The organism is Dactylosporangium sp. CA-052675 (genome assembly GCF_050947935.1).
GTDB lineage: Bacteria > Actinomycetota > Actinomycetes > Mycobacteriales > Micromonosporaceae > Dactylosporangium.
Genome location: NZ_CP192010.1, coordinates 4,414,249 through 4,431,289, shown reverse-complemented (window position 1 = coordinate 4,431,289; position 17,041 = coordinate 4,414,249). Strand labels below are relative to the sequence as shown.

The following is a 17,041-nucleotide window of genomic DNA, read 5'->3' as shown; positions in this document are numbered from 1 at the left end:
GGGAATCCCCCAATGCGCAGACGCTCCCGCACGGCGGCGCTCGTCACCGCCGCGGCGCTCGCCTTACCGCTGCTGCACGCGTGCTCGAACTCCTCGGGCGACGACACCGGCGGCAAGGTCACCCTCGAGTACTGGCTGTGGGACGACAAGCAGCAGCCCGCCTACCAGGCGTGCGCCGACGAGTTCACCAAGGCCAACCCGAACATCACCGTCAAGATCTCGCAGACCGCGTGGGCGCAGTACTGGCAGAACCTCACCACCCAGCTCGCCAGCGGCAGCGCGCCCGACGTGTGGACCGACCACGCCTCGTACTACCCGCAGTTCGTGTCCAGCAACCAGATCCTCGACATCCAGCCGTTCGTCGACAAGGACAAGGTCGACCTCAGCCAGTACCAGGCCGGCTTGGCCGACCTGTTCGTCAAGGACGGCAAGCGCTACGGGCTGCCGAAGGACTGGGACACCATGGCCCTGGTCTACAACACCAAGTTCGTCCCCGACGCGACCGGCCTGGACAAGCTCACCTGGAACCCGGCCGACGGCGGCACCTTCGAGCAGGCGATCGCCAAGGCGACCGTCGACGCCAACGGCAGGAACGGGCTGGACCCGGCGTTCGACAAGACCAAGGTGAAGGTGTACGGCTTCCTGCCCGAGTGGGCCGACGGCTCCCAGGGCCAGAACGGCTGGGGCGACCTCGCGGTCTCCAACGGGTTCACGTATCTCGACAAGAACCCGTGGGGCACCAGGTACAAGTACGACGACCCCAAGCTCGCCGAGACCATCGCCTGGTTCAAGCACCTCATCGACGCCGGCTACGCGCCGAAGTTCGACAAGCAGTCCACCCTCGGCCGCGACGCCGTGATGGACGCCGGGCAGGCCGCCTTCACCATCGTCGGCTCCTGGACGATCAGCTCCTACCTCGGCACCGGGGCGAAGCAGCAGTACGCGTTCGCGCCGCTGCCCACCGGCCCGGCCGGGCGCAAGAGCGCCATCAACGGCCTCTCCGACGCCATCTACGCCGGCACCAAGCACCCCGAGCAGGCGTGGGCCTGGGTGAAGTTCCTGGGCTCGGCCGCCTGCCAGGACATCGTGGGTGACAAGGCCGTCGTCTTCCCGGCGCTGAAGTCCGGCGCCGACAAGGCCCTCGCCGCCCACAAGGCCGCGGGCCGCGACGTGCACGTGTTCACCGACGAGGCCGCGGCCCCCGGCGGCACCTTCTTCCTGCCGATCACCGACCACGGCAACGAGATCAGCCAGATCGTGCAGGACTCGCTGCAGGGCGTGGTCCTGGGCTCCGCCCAGCCGGCCGACGCCCTGAAGAAGGCCAACGACCAGGTCAACGCGCTCTTCAAGTAGTTCGTGACGCACTTTCGTTAAGGAGAACCATGGCACAGGTCGTCGAGCTCGGCGGTCGTCACTTCGCCCTTCAGCACACCGGCGACGGGGCACCGCGGCCCGCACCGGGCGGCATCCTGCTGCCGCCCGGCCGGATCGCGATCCTGCACGGGCTCGGCGACGCCTCCTTCTACCGGCACGGCCACAACTCGTGGAGCCCGTGCGGCTGGCGGCGGCTCAGCGAGCCGCCGCTGCGCATCCCCAACCCGACCCGGCTGGTGACCGCGGACGACCCCGCGTTCGACGACCCCGGCCGCCACCACGGCTCCGCGGTCGCCGCGCTGCAGGGCGCGGACGGCCGGACCCTGCTGCTGGGCGCGCTGGGACTGGACACCCCGCGGCTCACCGCCGACCACGACACCCTCACCGGCTGGTACGCGGGCGGCGGCGCCGAGTGGTTCCTCGCCTACGGGCCCGAGGACGAGGTGTTCCGCGCCTACACCGACCAGCTCGCGGAGCGCTTCGGCACGAGCCGGCGCCGGGCGGGCAACGTGTGGTGCAGCTGGTACGCGTACTACGAGAACGTCACCGAGGCCCAGCTCACCAAGGACATCGCCGACCTCACGGGCCTGCCGTTCGACGTGGTGCAGATCGACGACGGCTGGGAGGAGCGGGTCGGCGACTGGACGCCCAACGCCAAGTTCCCCGGCGGCATGCGCAGCCTCGTCAAGCAGATCACCGACGCCGGCTTCACCGCCGGGCTGTGGCTGGCCCCGTTCATCGCCCTGCCGACGTCCCGCCTGGCCACCGAGCGGCCGGAGCTGCTGCTGCACGACGCGTCCGGGCGCCCGGTCGTCGCCGGCTACAACTGGGGCGGGCCGTACTACGCGCTCGACCTCGCCCGCGCCGACGCCCGTGAGCACGTGGCCGGGGTCATCCGCACCGTCGTGCACGACTGGGGGTTCAAGTACCTCAAGCTTGACTTCGTCAACGCGGCCGCGGCCTATCTGCCGGGCCGGGACCGCGAGCGCATCTACCGCGAGGCCCTGCACGTGATCCGCGAGGCCGCGGGCGAGGACGTCTACCTGCTCGGCTCCGGCGCGATCCTGCTGCCGTCGCTGGGCCTGCTCGACGGCCTGCGCAGCGGCCCGGACGTGGCCCCGATGTGGGACAACTACGCCTCCGTCGACCCCTCCGACGCCACCGCCCGCAACGCGGTCGTGAACAGCGTGCACCGGCTGTGGCAGTCCCCGCTCGTCGAGGTCGACCCGGACGTCGTCTACTTCCGCAGCAGGCTCAACCTGCTCACGCCGCAGCAGCTGCAGTGGCTGCGGGACCTGGCCGACGTGTGCGGCTTCCGGGCCGTGTCGGACCCGCCGGCGTGGCTGACCCCGGCCGAGCTGGAGGAGCTGCGCGGCTACCTCGAGGCCTCCCCCGAGATCCGGCGGCTGAGCCGGTACCGGTTCACGCTGGACGGCCGCGAGGTCGACTTCGCGCCCGCGGTCGCCACCGACGGCCAGCTGTACCCGATCTCATGAACACCGCCCAGATGCTGCCGACCCTGCGGCGCCAGCGGATCCTGGATCTGCTGGCGCGGCGGGAGTACGTCACCGTCGAGGAGATCCGCGACGCGACGGGCGCCTCCACGGCCACGATCCACCGGGACCTGACCCGGCTGGCCGTGAACGGCGCTCTGGTCCGCATTCGCGGCGGCGCGACGAGGCCCCCGGCGCCGCGCGGCGAGGAGCGCCTCCTCGCCGCGTGCCTCACCCGGGTCCGGCTGGCCCTTGAGCGCAAGGACCTGACCACGGTGGAGACCGCCCTGCAGCAGGCCCTGGACGCCTGCACCCGCCTGCGCCGCGCCTCCTGAACCGCCGGCCGCGCCCGCCGGCGCCGCCCGCGCGAACCGTCAGTGGTGGAAGGCGGAGCGCTGCCCGCCGGGGTGCGGCAGCGGCCGGTCCAGGCGCTCGAGGTGCTCGACGGCCTCCCCCATCGACTCCAGGAACTTGCGGGCGAGGTCGTGCGACATGCCGTTGCGCACCACGATGCGCTGCACGGTGGTGTCGGTGAGGTCGTCGGGCATCGGGTACGTGGGCACCAGCCAGCCGTACTGGCGCAGGACGGCGCTGAGGTCGTACAGGTTCCAGGGGCCGGGGTGGCCGGGCCGCATGCGGTAGGCGAACACCGGGATGTCCTCGGCGTCGCTCCACAGCTCGAACGGGCCGAGCCCGGCGATGCCCGCGGCCAGTCCCCGCGCGACGTCCTGGGCGGTGGCGTGCACCCGCCGGAAGCCCTCGTGGCCCAGGTGCAGGAAGGTGTAGTACTGCAGCAGCACCTGCGCCCCCGGGCGGGAGAAGTTCAGGCAGAACGTCGGCATGTCGCCGCCGAGGTAGCTGACCCGGAACACCAGCTCCTCCGGCAGCAGCCCGGCATCGCGCCACACCACCCACCCGACGCCCGGGTAGACCAGGCCGAACTTGTGGCCGCTGGCGTTGATGGAGTGCACCCGCCCGACCCGGAAGTCCCAGGGCAGCTCCGGCTGCAGGAACGGTGCCACGAATCCGCCCGAGGCCGCGTCGACGTGGATCGGCACGTCGAGGCCGTGCGTGGCCTGGATCCGGTCCAGCGCGGCGGCGACCTGCTCGACCGGCTCGTACATGCCGGTGTACGTCACCCCGAGGATCACCACCACGCCGATGGTCCGCTCGTCGACGTACCGCTCCAGGTCGTGACCGTCGAGCGTGGGGTGGTCCTCGGTGATCGGCACGAACCGCGGCTCGACCTCCCAGTAGTTCGCGAACTTCTCCCAGCACACCTGCGCCGCCGAGCTGAGCACCAGGTTGGGCCGGTCGGTGGAGCGGCCCTCGGCCCGCCGCCGCGCCTGCCAGCGACGCTTGAACGCCATCCCGGCCAGCATGCACGCCTCCGACGAGCCGACCGTGGAGGTCGCGATGGCCCGCTCCGGGTCCGGGGCCCGCCACAGCGCGGCCAGGATGCGCCCGCACCGGTCCTCGATCTCGGCCGTGGCCGGGTACTCGTCCTTGTCGATCAGGTTCTTCTGGCGCGTCTCGGCGTAGAGCCGGTCGGCGGGGCGGTCCATCCACGTCCCGACGAAGGTCGCCAGGTTCAGCCGCGCGTTGCCGTCGAGCATCGCCTCGTCGTGCACGACCTCGTAGGCGTCCTCCGCGTCGAGGCCCAGATCCGGCAGGCGTACCGGGGCACTGCCGACGGACGCGCGGGACGGCACGACCGGGCGGCTGCGACGACTGGCCATGGGGACAAGCCTGGCCGTTGCGCGGCCGCCGGTCGCCCCTCGGCGCAGGTGAGAACATGGCCCCGCGGGCGGGGAGCCGCCGCTCAGGCCGCCCACTCGGCGACGGTGAGCACCCCGGCCTGGCGCGGGAAGACCTTCCCGACCAGCACCCGGTGCACCTCGGGGTCGTCGTCGAGGCACCCGTCGGCGAGCACCGTGAGGGCGAAGTCCAGGTCGGCGGCCTGCCGCAGGGTCGACAGCACCACCCCGCCGGTCGCGATGCCGGTGAGCACCAGGTGCTCGATCCCGCCGGCCCGCAGGACCATGTCCAGGTCGCTGCCGGCGAAGGCGCTCACCCGGCCGGCCCCGACCCGGCCGGCCCGGGCTCGGACCGCGCCGACTCAGTCGTCGAACTCGATGCCGCGCTCGGCGGCCAGGGCCACGACGGCGCGCATCCGGTCGGCGTCGTTCGCCACGGCGGCCAGGAGCGCACCGAGCTGCTCCAGGGCGGGACGGTCCGTGCCGTAGGCGACGAACATGCCGCCCTCCGGGTCGTACTTGACCCGCCCCTCCAGCTCCGGCGCCCCGGTCGCGACGAGCAGCTGCGCGACGCCCTCCCAGAAGTAGCCGTTGGCCTCGTGCCCCAGCTCCTCCACGAGCCCGTCGACGGCGGTCGTCCCGGCGTTGAGCAGCAGCGAGTAGTTGCCCGGGCGCGTCTCGACGATCTTCAGCGGCGTCACGCGCCCAGCATACGGGGGCGACACCCGTCACGTGACGTATGCCCGTCGCGCCGGACGGTCCGTAGCGTTCGGCCTGGGCCGGACCGGACCGGCGCCGTCGCGACGGGGAGGTGCCGATGCTCGGCCGTGACGCGGAGCTGGCTGTCATGCGCACGGTCCTCGCCCAGGTGCACGAGCACGGCGCCGCCGTCGCCGTGCACGGCGAGGCAGGCATCGGCAAGACGACCCTGGTCGACGAGGTGCGCCGGATGGCCACCGCCGCCGGTTTCCGCGTGCTCACCTGCGTCGGCGTGCAGAGCGAGACCCGGGTCGGCCTGGCCGGGCTGCACCAGCTGCTGCACGTCGTCGTGGACCGCGTCGACGCGCTGCCGCAGCGGCAGCGCGCGGCGCTGCGCAGCGCGTTCGGCATCGGGCCGGACACCGCGCCGGACCGGCTGCTGATCTCCGTCGCGGTGCTGGGCCTGCTCGAGGAGGTGGCGCAGACCCGGCCGCTGCTGCTGGTCATCGAGGACGTGCAGTGGATGGACCAGCCGACGGTCAACATGATCGGCTTCGTCGCGCGGCGGCTGGCCGAGACCCGGATCGTGCTGCTGACCACGTGCCGGACCGGCGAGCGGGACCCGCTCGCCCCCTTCGGCATGCGCCAGATCCGGCTGGACCGCCTGCCCGACGCCGTCGCGGCCGAGCTGGTGACGGGGCTCAACCCGGCGATGAGCCGCGAGGCCCGGGCCCGGGTGCTGGCCGAGGCCGAGGGCAACCCGCTCGCCCTGGTCGAGCTGACCCGCGGCATCGAGGACCGCGGCCTGCACGACGCGACGATCCTGCCCGACCGGCTGCCGCTGGGTGTCCGGCTCGAGAACATGTTCGCCGGGCAGGTCGACGCCCTGCCCGAGCCGACCCGCGACCTGCTGTTGCTGGCCGCCGTGAACACCGAGTCGTCGCTGACCGAGCTGACGATGGCCGGCGCGCGGCTCGGCCTGGGCCTGGAGCAGCTCGTCCCGGCCGAGGACGCCGGGCTCGTCCGCTCGGTCGGCCACCGGCTGGAGTTCCGCCACCCGCTGGTCCGCTCGGCCGTCTACGGCGCGGCGCCGTTCGCCCGGCGGGTGGCCATGCACCGGGCCCTCGCCGAGGCCCTGGCCGACGACCCCGTCCGGGCCGCCTGGCACCGGGCTGCCGCCACCGTCGGCCGCGACGAGCCGGTCGCCGCCGACCTCGAGGCCGCCGCCGAGCGGGACCGGGCCCGCGGCGCGGTCGGTGACGCGATGCGATCCCTGGAGCGGGCCGCCGAGCTGTCCCCCGACCCGGACCAGCGCGGCCGCCGGCTCGGCCTGGCCGCCGAGGCCGCCCGCCAGGCCGGGCTCACCTCCGCCGTGGACCGGCTGATCGCCGAGGCGGCCCGGGCCAGCGCCGACCCGGTGCTGCACGCCAACCTCGTGCTCACCCACATCATCATGGCGACCAACGCCAACCTGCCGATGCGCGGGCTGGTCGAGACGGTCGCCGTCGGCCGCGCCGCCGTGCCCCACGACCTCGACGTCGGCGCGGCGACGCTGGTGCAGGCGGCGTTCCGGTGCATGACCGACGGCGCCGCGCCGGCCGTCCGGACGCAGGTCGAGCACGAGATCCGGGCGCTCGGCCTGCCCGCCGCCGACCTGCGGGTCGTCCTGGCCCTGGCCGCCCTGGACCCGGTGCGACACGCGGCCCTGGTCACCCCGGCGCTGCGGGCGACGGCCGCCCACCTGCCCGCCCTGCCCCCGATCGTCGCGGCCGGGATCGGTGAGGCCGCGGAGTCGCTGCACGCCTGGGACCTGGCCGAGCAGGGCTGGTCGACGGCCGCGGAGGCCTTCCGGCGCGACGGCGCGGTCGCGGACCACGCCATGACGCTGGGCCGGCTCTCGCGGGTCCGGCTGACGGCCGGCCGGCTCTCCGACGCGGTCTCCGACGCCGACCAGGCCGGCCGGCTGGCCGAGGAGCTCGACCTGCCGGCGATCGCCGCCCACTCGGCGGTGATCGCGGCGCGGGTGCACGCCTGGCGCGGCGAGCACCCCCGGGCCGCGGCGGAGCTCGAGCGGTGCCGGGAGCTGGCGCCGGCACCGCCGGCCATGATCGTCGCCGGCCGGCACTGGGCCGCCGGGCTGTCCGCGCTGGCCGAGGGCCGCCACCAGGACGCGCTGCGGGAGCTGGAGGCGGTGCTGGTCCATCCGGAGGCGGGCCTGCTGGTCATCGGCGACCTCGTCGAGGCCTCGGTCCGGGCCCGGGACACGGGGCGGGCGGCCGGCTGGATCGACGAGGTCGAGGCCGCCGCCCGGGCCCTCGACTCGGCGCTGCTGTGGATGCTCGCGCACCGCTCGCGCGGGCTGCTCACCGACCAGGCCGAGGAGCACTTCAAGCGGGCGCTGGCCGAGCCCGGGATCGCCGGGCACCAGCTGGAGGCGGCCCGGACCCGGCTCGCGTTCGGCGAGTGGCTGCGCCGCAAGCGCCGCATCGGCGAGGCCCGGGACGAGATCGCCGCCGCGATGCGGGCGTTCGACGCCGCCGGCGCCAGGCCGTGGGCCGAACGGGCCCGCACCGAGCTGCGCGCCTCCGGGCTGGTCGTGCAGCGGCGCACCGAGAGCCGGCTGGCCCAGCTGACCAGCCAGGAGCTGCAGATCGCCCGGCTGGCCGCCCGGGGGCACACCAACAAGCAGGTCGCCGACCAGCTGTTCCTGTCTCACCGGACGGTCAGCTCGCACCTGTACCGCATCTTCCCGAAGCTCGGCATCACCGGCCGGGCCGAGCTGCGCGACGCGCTGGAGGCCATGCCGGGCGAGTGAGCCCTACAGCGACGGCGGCGGCCCGACCACGCGCAGGCCGAAGCGCTCCGCCGAGGCGATGATCCTGCCGATGTCGAACGCGGCCGGGGCGTCGTCGATCGCGGCGATCGGGGAGCCGTTCTCGGCGAACCACCGCTCGATGCCGGCCGGTCCGTAGCTCACCAGCATCCGGGACCGGGCCGAGCGCACCAGGTAGCTGTGCGGCACGCCGCGGGGGCCGAGGGCCATCGCGCCCGCCTCCAGGTCGAAGGAGCGCTCGCCGACGAAGAAGGTGACCTTGCCGTCGAGGACGAACCAGACCTCGTCCTCGCCGTCGTGCACGTGCAGCGGCGGGGCCTGGCCCAGCGGGTCGTCGAACTCGAGCTGGCTCAGATGCCCGTCGGTGCGCTCCCCCGGCACCTTCACGTGCACCCGGCCGCCCAGGAACCAGAACGACGGGCGCCCTTCGAGCGGCTGCAGGGGGTACGGATCGTCCACGGCGCGGTCCCCGATCTCCTCGTCGCCCTCCGGACCGGAGGACGGGCACGGCCAGTCTGGACAGGCCGCGCCGGCCGGGCATCAGTACGGCTACGGCGCACCCGCCCGCGAACCCGGGCCGGCACCGCAGTCACGTGACGGATGCGCCCGGCCCGGCCCGTCGAGCACCCTCGATGCACGTCATCCCCGATCCGCTGAGGAGAGTCATGGCTCGTCGTCCACTCGCGTTCCTGCTCGCCGTCCTGGGCCTGGTGCTCGCGCTCGGCTCCGGCGCCGCCGCCGGCCCACCGCAGCGGCGGGTGCCGGCCGGGTTCACCGAGCAGCGGGCCAAGGTCGGCGCCGTCTCGCTCAACTACGTCCGCGGCGGGCACGGCCCGACGCTGGTCCTCATCCACGGCTACCCGCAGACCTGGTACGAATGGCGCGGCCTGCTGCCCGAGCTCGCGAAGCACTACACGGTCATCGCGCCCGACCTGCGCGGCGCCGGGCGCAGCGACGCCCCGGCCGGCGGCTACGACAAGGCGACGATGGCCGCCGACGTGCACGGGCTACTGGTCCAGCTTGGCCTCGAGCACGGCATCCGCATCGTCGGCCACGACATCGGCACGATGGTCGCCTACTCCTACGCGGCCACGTACCGGCGCGACGTGACCCGGCTCGTGCTCAGCGAGGCGCCGATTCCGGACCTCAGCCTGTACAACTTCCCGTCCTTGACCGCCGACGGCCCGGGCGTCTGGAACTTCGGCTTCTTCAGCCTCACCAACGGCCTGCCCGAGCGCACGGTCAGCGGCCGCGAGGAGCAGTGGGTGGGCGGGTTCATCGACTCGCTCGAGGTGCGCAAGGGCGCCGTCACCGACGCCGACGTGCGGGAGTTCGCCTCGTACCTGCGCGACCCGGCCCACCTGCGGGCCAGCTTCGAGTGGTTCCGGGCGTTCCCGAAGGACATCGACGACAACGCCCGGCTCGGGCAGACGAAGCTCACCGTGCCCGTGCTGGCCATCGGGGCGAGCGGCAGCCTGCGCGACAAGGTCGCCGGCCAGGCCGCCGGCTACGCCGTGAACGTCACCCCGCTCGTGGTCGGTGACTCCGGCCATTGGATCTACGAGGAGCACCCGGCGGAGCTCACGCGGGCGCTGCTGCGGTTCCTAGACTGAGCGCATGACGCCGGGCGACATCCTCTTCGGGCGGCGCGAAGAGTCGCGCCGCCTCGATGAGCTCCTCGACGGCATCGCCCGACGCGGGGCGGCCGTCCTGGTGCGCGGGGAGCCCGGCATCGGCAAGTCGGTCCTGCTCGCGGCGGGCGCCCGCGCGGCCGCCGGGCGGGGCCTGCGGGTGCTCAGCGCGGTCGGCGTCGAGTCGCAGCCGCAGCTGCCCTTCGCCGGCCTGCGGGCGCTGCTGGAGCCGGTGCTGGCCGGCATCGCGGATCTCCCCGCCCCGCAGCGCGACGCCCTTCGCTCCGCCCTCGGCGAGCCGGTCGCCGAGGGCGGACCTGACCTGTTTCTCACCGCGCTGGCGACGCTCGACCTGCTCGCCGAGGCGGCGGCCGGCACCCCGGTCCTGCTGCTCGTCGAGGACGCCCAGTGGCTCGACCGGGCCAGCGCCGACGTGCTCGCCTTCGTCGCGCGGCGGCTCGAGGCCGAACCGGTGGTCCTGCTGGCCGCGATCCGCGACGGCTTCGACACCCCGTTCGACGCGGCCGGCCTCGCCGAGCTGCGGCTGGAGCGGCTCGACGCCGCGGCGGCGGGCGAGCTGCTGGACGCCCGCGCGCCCGGCCTGCGGCCCGGGCTGCGCCGCCGGCTGCTGCTCGAGGCGGCCGGCAACCCGCTGGCCCTGGTCGAGCTGCCGCTGGCCCCGGTCCCGGCCGGCGCGGGCGCGTTCCCGGCCGCCTGGCTGCCGCTCACCGCCCGGCTGGAGCAGGCATTCGGGGCCCGCGTGGCCGCCCTGCCCGCCGTCACCCGGACCCTGCTGCTGGTCGCGGCGCTCAACGACACCGACCTGCTGGCCGAGGTCCTCGCGGCCGGCGGCATCGTCGCGGGGCGGCGCTGCGGCGCCGAGGACCTGGGACCCGCCGTCGCCGCCTGCCTCGCCGACATCGAACCGGGTGGAGCCCGGCTTCACCTGCGCCACCCGCTCATGCGCTCCGCCCTGCGGCAGCGGGCCGGCGCCGCCGAGCGCTCCGCCGTCCACGCGGCGCTCGTCGACGCCCTGGCCGGGCAGCCCAACCGGCAGGTCTGGCACCGGGCCGCCGCGACGCCCGGCCCGGACGAGGGCATCGCCGCGGACCTCGACGCCGCCGCCGACCGGGCCTACCGCCAGGGCGCGGTCGTGGCGGCGGTCGCCGCCCTGCAGCGCGCGGCCGAGCTCAGCCTCGACCCCCGAGCCGGGATCGCCCGGCGCATCCGGGCCGCCGAGATCGCCTTCGAGCTGGGCCGGCAGGACCTCGTCGACCGGCTGCTCGACGAGGTCGATCCGGGCACCCTGAGCACCGCCGAGCAGGCCCGGCTGACCTGGGTCCGAGGCGGCTTCCGCGAGCACGCCCACGACGGCCGGCAGGGCGTGCGCTCCCTGGTCGGCTTCGCGCACAGCGTCCTGGCCGACGGCGACACCGACCTGGCCCTCATGCTGCTCGGCGCGGCCGGCACGGCGACGTTCTGGAACGATCCGGGGCCGGATGTGCGCGGCGACGTCGTCGAAGTCGCCGAGCGGATGCCGATCGACCCGGCCGACGCCCGGCTGGTCGGCATCCTCGCCTACGCGGCGCCGATCGACCGGGGCGCGGCGGTCATCGACAACCTGTGGCTCTGGGCGCCGGACGCCGGCGGGGATCCGCTGGCCGCCCGGCTGCTCGGCAACGCCGCCGCCGCGGTGGGCGCGTTCGACCTGAGCCTGCAGTTCGCCACGGCCGCCCTCGGCCCGCTGCGGGCCCAGGGCCGGCTCGGCTTCGTCGCCCGCGCACTGATCACCCAGGCCAACGCCGCCGTACAGCTGGCCAACCTCGGCGTGGCCACCCCCGCCGCCGAGGAGGCCGGGCGACGGGCCGGCGAGACCGCCCAGCCGCACCTCGCGGCGCTGGCCCAGGCCACCGAGGCCAAGATCGCGGCCCTGCGCGGCGAACCCGACCGGCTGGAGCGGCTGGCCGGCGCGGCCGAGCGCGAAAGCATGCCCGCCTCCCTCTCCGTCGTCGCGCACGCCCGCGGGCTCGCCGCGCTGGCCGACGGCCGGCCGGCCGACGCCTACGACGCCCTGGCCCGCCTCTACGACCCCGCCGACCCGGCGTACCACGTGATGCACGGCTGCGCGGCGATCGGGGACCTGGCCGAGGCGGCGGCGCGCAGCGGGCAGGCCGGGGCGGTCGCGGGCGTCATGGCGGCGATGGAGCGGCGGGCGCGGCTGACCCCGGCGGAGTCGCTGCACAACGGCCTGCGGCACGCCCGCGCGGTGCTCGCCGGGGACGACGTGGCCGAGCAGCGCTACGAGGAGGCCCTGCGCGCCGACGTGCCGGGCTGGCCGTTCGTGCGGGCCCGGGCGCTGCTGGCCTACGGCGAGTGGCTGCGGCGGCAGCGACGGGTCGCGGAGTCCCGGACGCGGCTGCGCACCGCCCGGGAGCTGTTCGACGCGCTGGGCACCAACGCCTGGAGCGACCGCGCCCGCCAGGAGCTGCGCGCCTCGGGCGAGTCCAGCCGCAGCCGCACCCCCGCCGCCCGCGACCGGCTCACGCCGCAGGAGCTGCAGATCGCGCAGCTGGCGGCCGAGGGCCTGACCAACCGCGAGATCGGGCAGCGGCTGTACCTGTCCCACCGCACGGTCAGCACGGTGCTCCACCGCGTCTTCCCCAAGCTGGGCGTGACGTCCCGCTCGGACCTGAGCCGGCTAGACCTGCGCTGACGAGCCGAGCACGCCGCGCAGGGCCGCCCGCGTGCCGACCCCGACCTTCGGGAAGATCCGCTGCAGGTGGGTGCTCACGGTGCGGTGGGAGAGGTACAGCCGCTGCCCGATCTCCCGATTCGTCAGCCCCGCCGCGGCGAGCTGCGCGATCTGCAGCTCCTGCGGCGTCAGCAGGTCCTGCACCCCGGGCGCCCGGGTCAGGCTCCGCTCGCCCGAGGCGGCCAGCTCCGCGCGGGCCCGGTCGCTCCAGGGGCCGATGCCGAGGCGGTCGAACGCCTCCCGCGCCGCCCGCAGCCGCGTCCGGGACTCGGCCACGCGGCGGTGGCGGCGCAGCCATTCGCCGTACGCCAGCAGCACCCGCGCCCGCGCGAACGGCCAGTCGGTCAGGTCGGCGGCGAGCGCCTCCAGGTAGGGTGCCTCGTCGTCGGCGAGCAGCGCGCGGGCGTGGCGCAGGCCGATGTGCAGCGCCGGCGACGGGATGGCGGCGGCCCGCCGCTCCAGGTCGGCCATCAGGGCCTGCACCTCGCCGGCCGCCCCGCTGCGCACCGCCGCCTCGATGACGTAGCTGGACAGCCCATAGCACAGCGACAGGTGGTGGGCCGGGTCGGCGGGGTCGTAGACGCGGCGCAGATGCTCGTAGGCGTCGGCGTACCGCCCGTCGCCCAGCGCGGAGAGCCCGCGCGCCATCTGCGCGCCGGCCAGGATGATCCGCGCCCCGACGGCCAGCCCCTCGCGCTCGACCTCGGCCGCGATCCGCTCGGTCGCGTCGTGGTCACCCCGCAGGGCCGCCGCCGACGCCTGATGGGCCCGCGCCAGCGTTCGCAGGTTCGGCTGCGAGGTCTCCGTCGCCAGCCACACGGCCTCCTCGGCATTCGGGATGGCGTCGGACAGCTCGCCCAGGTTGACGGTGCACCAGGCCCGGGCCCCGACCAGCCGGGCCAGCGTCGCCAGCCGCCCCTGTGCCCGAGCCGTGGCAAGACCGGGACCCTGCAGCCGTACCGCCATGTCGTACGCCCCCACCGAGAGCGCCGCGTTGCCCAGCTGCCGCGTCAGGGCGGGATCGCCACCGATGCGTTCGAGGGCCACCGGCAGCCGCCGCAGGATGGCCGCACCGCGCTCGACCGGCGAGGCGAAGCCCAGCAACCCCAGCAGCCGCGGATCGTGCTCGTCGTCGAAGATCCGCTCCGCGACGGCGATGACGTCCTCGCGCACCTCGGGGCCGGGCTGGGTGAAGTAGCACCGCGAGGCGGCATTGGCCAGCAGCTTCACCGCCAGCTCGCGCCGCCCGGCCCGGGCCACCCCCTCGGCCAGCCGGGCCAGCGTCGTGGTGCCGGTGGCGACCGGCCCGACGCCGTCCTCGAACACCTCGCGGATCGAGCGCAGCCGCACCCGCTGCTCGGCCGACAGCTCACCCTGCCCGGCCCGGATCAGCAGATCGTTGACGGCCGTCCACCGGCCCAGCTCGGCGACCAGGTCCGCGGCCCGCAGCAGCCGCTCGGCCCGCTCGTCCGGGTCCGCGGTCAGCCCGGCCGCCCGTTCCAGCGCGGCCGCCGCCGTCTCGATGCCACCACGCTGGTACGCCCGGGCCGCCGCCGCCTCCAGATCGGCCGCGACGTCCTCGTCGGGGCCGCGCGCCGCCGACGCCCGATGCCACGGCCGCCGCTCCGGATCGCCGGCCACGACGCCGGCCAGGGCCAGGTGCGCGGCCCGCCGCTCGTCGGGGCTCGCGCGCTGATGGATGGCCGAGCGCATGAGCGGATGCCGGAAGCGGATCGACCCGTCGCTGACCTCCACGAGCTCGGCATCGACCGCGGGCCGCAGATCCTCCTCGACGGTCTCCGGCGCGGCGGCCAGGGCCTCGGCCAGCGCCGGCCCGTCGTTGAGCGCGGCCACCAGCAGCAGCGACCGGGTGGCCGCCGGCAGCCCCGTGACGCGGGCCGCGAACGCCCGCTCCAGCCGCGCCGACAACGACAGCAGGGCGACGACCCCGACCGGGCCCGCGTCGACCACGGCCGGCAGCTCCACCAGCGCGAGCGGATTGCCGGCGGCCTCGTCCAGGACCCGCTCCCGGACCGCCGCCCCCAGCCGCGGCGCCCGCGCCCGCAGCAGCGCCGCCGCGTCGGCCCGGCCCAGCGGCCCGAGCCGCACCTCGGCCAGCCCCAGATCGTCGAACGGCCCGTGGAACCCGTCGCGCGCCGCCACAACCAACACGATCGGCTCGAACGCCAGCCGCCGGGCGACGAACGCCAGCGCGTCCGCACTGGCCCGATCGAGCCAGTGGACGTCCTCGACGACGAGCAGCACCGGCTGCTCGGCCGCGACCTCGCCGAGCAGGTCGAGCGTGGCCAGCGCCAGCCGGGACGGGTCCACCGCGGCAACGCCGGCCCGCCCGAACGCGGCCAGCAACGCGTCGGGCAGCGGATCGACCTGCCCCAGCACCGGCGCCAGCAGCTGGTGCAGCCCGGCAAAGGCCACCTGCGCCTCCGACTCGACACCGGTCGTGCTGAGCACCCGCAGCCCCGCGTCCGCCGCCCGCCCGGCCGTCCAGGCCAGCACGGCCGACTTGCCGATACCGGCCTCGCCCCGCACCAGCACGGCGCCGCCCTCGGCACGGACCCCTTCGACCAGCGCGCCCAGCGCCCGCGTGGCCTCCTGACGGCCGAACAGCCCGGCACCGTGCTCGATCACGGCGTCCATCATTGCCGACGGTCTCCCCCGCTCGACGGGCAATCCCACGCGTCCGGCGGATCGTAGGATCGCCGGATGGACCTCGTCGCCGTCGTCGTGGTGGTCGCCGGGTTCTGGGCGCTGCCCGGCGGCCTGGCCGGGCTGGCCCTCGGAGCCGTCGCCGGCCTGGCGATGCTGCTGCGCCGCCGCGCCCCGGTGACCGCGGTCGTCGTCGCCGCGGCGGTGACGGCCGCCGGCTGGGTGCTCGGACTCGGCGAGGACCCCATGCTGGCCGCCGCCTGGTGCCTGTACCCGGTCGCGGCCCACCGCGCCGGACAGGCCGGGGGCCTGGCCATCGGGGTCGTCGGCGGGCTGGCGGTCCTCGGCGCGACGGTGGCCGTGCCGGAGGGGGACGCACGGGCGGCCGGCCAGCGGGTGCTGCTCTCCGCCGTCGTACTGGCCGGGTCCTGGCTGCTCGGCACCGCGGCGGGCCGCCAGGCGCGCGCGGCCGAGGCGGTGGAACGGGCCAGGGTGCAGGCCGCCGTGGCCCGGGACGTACACGACGTGGTCGGTCACGCGCTCGCCGTGATCTCGGCCCAGGCCGGGGTCGCACGGCTCCTGCCCGACGCCGACGCGGCCGAACTGCGGCAGTCCCTCGGGGACGTCGAGGAGCACGCCCGGGGCGCGCTGGAGGAGGTGCAGCACCTCGTCCGGACACTGCGGGATCTACCCGCGCCCGTCGCACCGGCCCGGGAGCGTCTGCTGGCCGTGATCGCGGCCAGCCGCGCCGCGGGGCTCACCGTGCACGAACGGATCGACGGCGACCTGCCGGACCCCGGCGGCACGGTCGCGGTCCGGGTCGTCCAGGAATCGCTCGGCAACGCACTGCGACACGCGCCTGGGTCTGTGTGCACGGTCGATGTGCACGCCACCCCCGCCGAGGCCGTCGTCGACGTGCACAGCACCGCCCCGCCGCGGCCCGTGCCCGCAGGCGCGCCCATGGCCGGGCCGGCACCCGTGCCCGTGCCCGTGCCCGCGCCCGGGACCGGGGTCGGGCTGGCCGGGCTGCGGGAACGGGTGGGGCTGGCCGGGGGCGAGCTGTCCTGGTCGGCGCCCGGTGACGGCGAGTTCCGGGTCTCGGCTCGGGTGCCGCTGTGATCAGCGTGTTCCTCGCCGACGACGATCCGGCCTTCCGGCGGGTGTATCGCACGCTGTTCGAACGCACCGAAGGCTTCCGCTTCGCCGGGGAGGCCGGAGACGGCGCGACGACCGTGCGCCTGGTGCGTGCGCTGCGACCCGCCGTCGCACTGCTGGACGTGCAGATGCCCGGTGGCGACGGCCTCACCGCGGCCGCGGCCGTCCTCGAGGGCGGCGATACGCGCGTCGTCGTGCTCACGACGTTCGACCTCGACGACTACGTGTACCGGGCGCTGTCCCTGGGCGCGTCCGGCTTCCTGCTCAAGAACGCCGCCCCGGCCGAGGTGCTGCGGGCGGTCCGGGCCGGGCACGCCGGGCACGCGGCCCTCGCCCCCGAGGTGACCGCCCGGCTCGTCCGGCAGTTCGCGCCGCCGGCCCGGCCGCACCCCTTCGCCGGCTCCCGGCTGTCCGCCCGCGAGCTGCAGGTGGTCCGGCTCGTCGCCCGGGGACTGTCGAACCAGCAGATCGCCGACGAGCTGCGGCTCAGCCTGGAGACCGTGCGCACGTACCTGCGGCGCATGTTCGCCAAGCTCGGCGTCAACGACCGCACGCACCTGGCCGTGCTCGCGCACGAGGCCGGCCTGCTGCACGAGCCGCGCTGAGGTCCGCTGAGGTCTCTGTCCGCGTCCGGAGCGTGAGAAGTCACGGCCTCCGTCCGGCGCCGTGCCGAGTCACGG

At 75.5% G+C, this 17,041-nt stretch carries 13 protein-coding genes; 8 read left to right on the top strand and 5 right to left on the bottom strand.

Annotated features, from left to right (window positions below):
• Positions 1-12: 12 nt before the first annotated feature.
• From ACQP1P_RS20335 to ACQP1P_RS20325, 3 genes are read left to right on the top strand one after another with little or no spacing between them, the layout of a single operon-like run.
• Positions 13-1,353 (top strand): ABC transporter substrate-binding protein, encoded by a 1,341-nt coding sequence (locus ACQP1P_RS20335; protein ID WP_433088339.1) that lies wholly within the window; start codon positions 13-15, stop codon positions 1,351-1,353.
• Positions 1,354-1,382: 29 nt separating this feature from the next.
• A complete protein-coding gene (locus ACQP1P_RS20330) occupies positions 1,383-2,870 on the top strand; it encodes a glycoside hydrolase family 36 protein (protein ID WP_433088337.1) in 1,488 nt (495 codons plus the stop codon).
• Positions 2,867-3,202 (top strand): DeoR family transcriptional regulator, encoded by a 336-nt coding sequence (locus ACQP1P_RS20325; RefSeq protein ID WP_433088335.1) that lies wholly within the window; start codon positions 2,867-2,869, stop codon positions 3,200-3,202. Before ACQP1P_RS20330 ends, ACQP1P_RS20325 begins: the two co-directional genes overlap by 4 nt.
• 39 nt (positions 3,203-3,241) lie before the next feature.
• Here ACQP1P_RS20325 and ACQP1P_RS20320 read toward each other — a convergent pair whose 3' ends face one another.
• From ACQP1P_RS20320 to ACQP1P_RS20310, 3 genes are all read right to left on the bottom strand, one after another.
• The gene (locus ACQP1P_RS20320; RefSeq protein ID WP_433088333.1) at positions 3,242-4,606 is read right to left on the bottom strand and encodes a glutamate decarboxylase; all 1,365 of its coding nucleotides are present in this window, start codon (positions 4,604-4,606) and stop codon (positions 3,242-3,244) included.
• 83 nt (positions 4,607-4,689) lie between these two features.
• Entirely contained in the window at positions 4,690-4,941 is a 252-nt protein-coding gene (locus tag ACQP1P_RS20315) for a cysteine hydrolase family protein (protein ID WP_433088331.1), read from the bottom strand.
• A gap of 45 nt (positions 4,942-4,986) precedes the next feature.
• Complete coding sequence (locus ACQP1P_RS20310) at positions 4,987-5,325, bottom strand: Imm51 family immunity protein (protein WP_433088329.1); 339 nt, start codon at positions 5,323-5,325, stop codon at positions 4,987-4,989.
• 116 nt (positions 5,326-5,441) lie between these two features.
• Here ACQP1P_RS20310 and ACQP1P_RS20305 point away from each other — a divergent pair, with 116 nt between their 5' ends.
• On the top strand, positions 5,442-8,138 hold the full coding sequence (locus tag ACQP1P_RS20305; protein ID WP_433088327.1) for an ATP-binding protein: 2,697 nt from the start codon (positions 5,442-5,444) through the stop codon (positions 8,136-8,138).
• Between the two features lie 3 nt (positions 8,139-8,141).
• Here ACQP1P_RS20305 and ACQP1P_RS20300 read toward each other — a convergent pair whose 3' ends face one another.
• Positions 8,142-8,615 (bottom strand): cupin domain-containing protein, encoded by a 474-nt coding sequence (locus ACQP1P_RS20300; protein ID WP_433088325.1) that lies wholly within the window; start codon positions 8,613-8,615, stop codon positions 8,142-8,144.
• A gap of 206 nt (positions 8,616-8,821) precedes the next feature.
• Between ACQP1P_RS20300 and ACQP1P_RS20295 the strand changes: the two genes are divergently transcribed.
• Positions 8,822-9,769, top strand: coding sequence for an alpha/beta fold hydrolase (locus tag ACQP1P_RS20295; protein WP_433088323.1), 948 nt, complete (start codon positions 8,822-8,824; stop codon positions 9,767-9,769).
• 4 nt (positions 9,770-9,773) lie between these two features.
• Positions 9,774-12,500, top strand: a complete 2,727-nt coding sequence (locus tag ACQP1P_RS20290) for an AAA family ATPase (protein WP_433088321.1) — start codon at positions 9,774-9,776, stop codon at positions 12,498-12,500.
• On the opposite strand, the gene ACQP1P_RS20285 is transcribed toward ACQP1P_RS20290, so the two are convergent.
• Entirely contained in the window at positions 12,486-15,188 is a 2,703-nt protein-coding gene (locus ACQP1P_RS20285) for an ATP-binding protein (protein WP_433088319.1), read from the bottom strand. The two genes, ACQP1P_RS20290 and ACQP1P_RS20285, sit on opposite strands and share 15 nt — an antisense overlap.
• 75 nt (positions 15,189-15,263) lie before the next feature.
• Here ACQP1P_RS20285 and ACQP1P_RS20280 point away from each other — a divergent pair, with 75 nt between their 5' ends.
• Together ACQP1P_RS20280 and ACQP1P_RS20275 are read left to right on the top strand one after the other, a co-directional pair.
• Positions 15,264-16,325: a sensor histidine kinase gene (locus ACQP1P_RS20280; protein WP_433088317.1), complete on the top strand. Its 1,062-nt coding sequence runs from the start codon at positions 15,264-15,266 to the stop codon at positions 16,323-16,325.
• Complete coding sequence (locus ACQP1P_RS20275; protein WP_433088315.1) at positions 16,322-16,966, top strand: response regulator; 645 nt, start codon at positions 16,322-16,324, stop codon at positions 16,964-16,966. Before ACQP1P_RS20280 ends, ACQP1P_RS20275 begins: the two co-directional genes overlap by 4 nt.
• Positions 16,967-17,041: the final 75 nt, after the last annotated feature.

What these genes read in the sequence shown, in the direction of transcription:
- ACQP1P_RS20280 (WP_433088317.1), top strand. Translation starts at nt 15,264, where the DNA reads ATGGACCTCGTCGCCGTCGTCGTGGTGGTCGCCGGGTTCTGGGCGCTG.
- ACQP1P_RS20320 (WP_433088333.1), bottom strand. Translation starts at nt 4,606, where the DNA reads ATGGCCAGTCGTCGCAGCCGCCCGGTCGTGCCGTCCCGCGCGTCCGTC.
- ACQP1P_RS20330 (WP_433088337.1), top strand. Translation starts at nt 1,383, where the DNA reads ATGGCACAGGTCGTCGAGCTCGGCGGTCGTCACTTCGCCCTTCAGCAC.
- ACQP1P_RS20290 (WP_433088321.1), top strand. Translation starts at nt 9,774, where the DNA reads ATGACGCCGGGCGACATCCTCTTCGGGCGGCGCGAAGAGTCGCGCCGC.
- ACQP1P_RS20335 (WP_433088339.1), top strand. Translation starts at nt 13, where the DNA reads ATGCGCAGACGCTCCCGCACGGCGGCGCTCGTCACCGCCGCGGCGCTC.
- ACQP1P_RS20305 (WP_433088327.1), top strand. Translation starts at nt 5,442, where the DNA reads ATGCTCGGCCGTGACGCGGAGCTGGCTGTCATGCGCACGGTCCTCGCC.
- ACQP1P_RS20295 (WP_433088323.1), top strand. Translation starts at nt 8,822, where the DNA reads ATGGCTCGTCGTCCACTCGCGTTCCTGCTCGCCGTCCTGGGCCTGGTG.
- ACQP1P_RS20325 (WP_433088335.1), top strand. Translation starts at nt 2,867, where the DNA reads ATGAACACCGCCCAGATGCTGCCGACCCTGCGGCGCCAGCGGATCCTG.